This window comes from Bacillus cereus group sp. MYBKT111-2, assembly GCF_051915205.1.
GTDB classification, from domain to species: domain Bacteria; phylum Bacillota; class Bacilli; order Bacillales; family Bacillaceae_G; genus Bacillus_A; species Bacillus_A paranthracis.
In genome coordinates this window covers 1-3,354 of sequence record NZ_JBQAEG010000024.1, presented here as the reverse complement: position 1 = coordinate 3,354, position 3,354 = coordinate 1, and the positions used below count along the sequence as shown (strand labels likewise).

The window sequence follows — 3,354 nt, the reverse complement described above, 5'->3', positions numbered from 1 at the left end:
CGAACACGGAAGTTAAGCTCTCTAGCGCCGATGGTAGTTGGGACCTTGTCCCTGTGAGAGTAGGACGTCGCCAAGCAACTAAAAACACAAGTCTTTTGACTTGTGTTTTTTCGTGTTTAGTAAACAATATTATACTGTTTCAATTATAGACGAACGTTGTATTCTGATGTCTTAATGATGGATACAGGTTCATCATTAAGACATCAGAATATAAAACTATAATCGTTATTTGGCGATATTGGTTTAGTTTCTAATTCATAATAAATGTGACTGGGGCATATTGCATTTTTTAACTCATCAATTACTAGCCGTGCAAGATAATGAGGAGAATCACTAAATTGCCAAGCTGTAACAAATCCTAGTTTTTACGGTTTCCCCAATAAGTATCCCAGTTACCTCACTTTAATAAATAGTTTAGCCTCTTTATAATTCTTGGGGAAGGTCTTTATATGCTGTGTCTTTGTACGCATTTGAAACTTGTATCTGTGTGTCGCGAATTAAGAAAGATAGTATGTTTGGAATGAATATGGTTTATAAAAATATACGATCCCTATACAGCATTGTCCAGTAGACATCTAGATTAATGGAGGGATGTTTAATTTTTAAAAATGCCCGACTAATATAAGGTGGCCGGTAGAAGAGATAGGTAAAAATTCACCTAACCCCTCTACGATACCGAGTATGAAGGCAATAATGATATCGCTCATAGTTTCACTCCTAAAAATTAATGAATGTCTACTCTCTTAAAATAGAATAGTGTTGCGATAAATCCGAAAATCGTTGTTGCTGCAATGATCATGTAAGAATACTCTGGTGGATATGTGGGTTGTAATTCATTATTTGCGATATCTAAAGTGGCGGTCCAGGGAAATAAATCTTTATGTTTGGAATTTACGAGCATAAGATTAGTCATTGTAATAATGACTGTTAATATAATAGGCGGTACATAGCTCTTCATTACAAGAGTTAATAGAACAATAGGTGAAGACAATAGAAAAAGAAGTCCACCACAGGTTAAAAATTTTAGGAAAGAACCTAAAAGTAAAGCAGTGTTAAAACCAGGGAAGTTCCCCAATAGCCCTAATATTAAAGTAAGCGACCAAGCAACTAAAGTTAGCATCATGATCCAAAGGAAAAGAATGATGAACTTACTTATAATAAAACTAATGCGTGACACGGGGATAGTTAGTAAATTTTTTAATGTGTCTTCTGCATATTCACGGGTAAACAGATAAGCAACTACTACTCCATATAAGGGGAACCCTATAACTAAAGTAGTGTATAAGTTAACTTCAGTGAATAATTGATGGAACCAAATAGTCGGAGTTGGCTGTTTTGTTTTTATATGTATATAAGAAGCTACTACGACTAAGAAAGGTGCGACACCAGCCCCAATAATACTAATTAAAAACATATTAGAGCGTTTTAGTTTTAATAGTTCTGTATAGAGTAGGTTAACCAATTGTTCCACCTCCAACTAGCTTGGTGAAATAATCTTCTAATCTGTCTTCGCTCATCATCATTTTTAATACTTCAATATCATTCAGAACAAATGTTCTGTTGATGTATCCTTGTTGCCCGAAATGAGAGTAAATGCGAATATTCCCTTCATCATGTACCTCATAATCGAAAATTTGAAATTGATTTTCTAATAGCATCGTAGCCTTACTGTCATTATTCACCTGAAATTCCATGTATTTACGGTTTGCTTTTCGTAGCGTATCAAGAGAAACTTCTTCTAGTAACTTCAGAAAAGTCGAGTTCTTCTTTTAGTGGAAATTCGTTAGCATCTAGCTTCGCCATATTGAATATCTCATCAACTAGGTGCTTCAAGTTATTTGATTTCATATAAAGTATTTTAAGATATTCTTGCTTTTCTATTTCAGAAGCAGCAACCTCATCTTTTAAGGCATCAATATAGCCGATAATGGAGGTAAGTGGTGTTCGTATATCGTGCGAGATACTAGACAGAAGTTTTTTTCTAGATTCCTCAGACCTCTTTGCTTCAATCCGAACCTTTTCTAATTCAGCTATTAGTTCGTTTATTGAAAAAACGATATTATGTAATGAACGATCATTGCTTGTAAATAATCTCGTTTGTAAATTACCTTTTAGTACAAGACTTAATTTAGTATCTATTGATTTGCGGTGCTGAATGAATTGTATTCTTGAAAAGAAGAGATACATTGTAATTAAGATAAGGGTAATAAATAAGGATATTTTTACCCTTGGGTCCATTTGTATATTTAAAAGCCCGCAAATGATAAGTTGTAATGAAATAAGGAAAAGGGTTTTATCAGTCTTCAAGCTGTTCACCTACAAACTTATAACCAATTCCCCATACAGTTTGAATGAATTTTGGGTTGGAAGGATCGACTTCTATTTTCTTTCTAAGTTTTCGAATATGTACCATAACGGTATTATCATCTTCTATATAATTATCGTCCCATACATTTCGGAAGAGTTGAGTTTTAGTAAATACTTGCCCTGGGTTTGAGGTAAAGAATTTTAATAGTTCCAGTTCTTTTCCGGTTAAGCTAATTTCCTCTTTATTTGTATGAACTGTATACGTATTTAAATTGATAGTTAGTCCTTTAAAAGTTAAAGTTGTTTTCTCTTGTATATTAATGTTACTTCCAAGAACTAAAAAACGTCGCATAAGAGCTTTTACTCGTGCAACCACCTCGTGAATGCTGAAAGGTTTTGTAATGTAATCATCAGCACCAATGCTTAGACCCAAAATTTTATCAACTTCGTGATCTTTAGCAGTCAGCATTAATATAGGTACGTTCGTTTTATCTCTAAGCTTTCTGCATACTTCGATACCATCTACTTTCGGCATCATAAGGTCTAATATAACGAGATTATAGTTGTTTTGATTAAATAACTGTAAGGCCTCATCTCCATTAATCGCAGTATCCACCATATATAATTCTCGCTCTAAATATATTTTCAATAAATTTCGGATTTCTTTATCATCGTCTGCTAGTTTTATTGGAGGAAAAGGTCTACACGTATTAAGTTGAGAGTTCAAAATGACTCGGATATGTTTTGGGAGAATAAATTAAAGAGCAGCAGAAGATGGTTTCTGGTAATGAATCTTTGTAAGGTTGTATCTAGCTAAAAGAGCATAAAAATATTAACTTGAATATATTTATAAAAAGGTGTTGACGATTAGAGTATAGAGGTGTAATATAGAACAAGTCGCCGGTGACATTAACGTCGAAAGCGACAAACGAAATAAAAAACTTAGTTGACATTGAAAGATGAAAATGTTAACATAAGGAAGTCGCAAATGAGCGACCAAGTAGTTCTTTGAAAACTGAACGAAACAAACAACGTGAAACGTCAATT

At 33.6% G+C, this 3,354-nt stretch carries 3 protein-coding genes, 1 rRNA gene and 2 pseudogenes; 1 reads left to right on the top strand and 5 read right to left on the bottom strand.

Annotated elements, in window-relative coordinates; all coding sequences use genetic code 11:
- Positions 1–76, top strand: a 5S ribosomal RNA gene (gene rrf, locus ACTFNE_RS27275); the annotation flags it as partial.
- A 532-nt stretch (positions 77–608) separates the two neighbouring features.
- Here the strand turns inward: rrf and ACTFNE_RS27270 are convergent.
- The 5 genes and pseudogenes from ACTFNE_RS27270 to ACTFNE_RS27250 all read right to left on the bottom strand — a co-directional run.
- Positions 609–707: pseudogene (locus tag ACTFNE_RS27270) on the bottom strand (undecaprenyl-diphosphate phosphatase); the annotation flags it as partial.
- A 17-nt stretch (positions 708–724) separates the two neighbouring features.
- Positions 725–1,462 carry an ABC transporter permease gene (locus ACTFNE_RS27265; RefSeq protein ID WP_000247725.1) on the bottom strand — a complete coding sequence of 246 codons (738 nt, stop codon included), beginning with the start codon at positions 1,460–1,462 and terminating at the stop codon, positions 725–727.
- Positions 1,455–1,694: a hypothetical protein gene (locus tag ACTFNE_RS27260; protein WP_316152649.1), complete on the bottom strand. Its 240-nt coding sequence runs from the start codon at positions 1,692–1,694 to the stop codon at positions 1,455–1,457. The genes ACTFNE_RS27265 and ACTFNE_RS27260 overlap by 8 nt, the downstream gene beginning before the upstream one ends.
- Positions 1,680–2,307 (bottom strand): annotated as a pseudogene (locus ACTFNE_RS27255) (sensor histidine kinase); the annotation flags it as partial. The gene ACTFNE_RS27260 and the pseudogene ACTFNE_RS27255, both read right to left, overlap by 15 nt.
- A complete protein-coding gene (locus ACTFNE_RS27250; protein ID WP_270706576.1) occupies positions 2,297–2,995 on the bottom strand; it encodes a response regulator transcription factor in 699 nt (232 codons plus the stop codon). The gene ACTFNE_RS27250 and the pseudogene ACTFNE_RS27255, both read right to left, overlap by 11 nt.
- Between the last annotated feature and the right edge of the window lie 359 nt (positions 2,996–3,354).

Bases quoted from the DNA above. Each gene is read 5' to 3' on its own strand.
- ACTFNE_RS27260 (WP_316152649.1), bottom strand. From the start codon at position 1,694: ATGGAATTTCAGGTGAATAATGACAGTAAGGCTACGATGCTATTAGAA.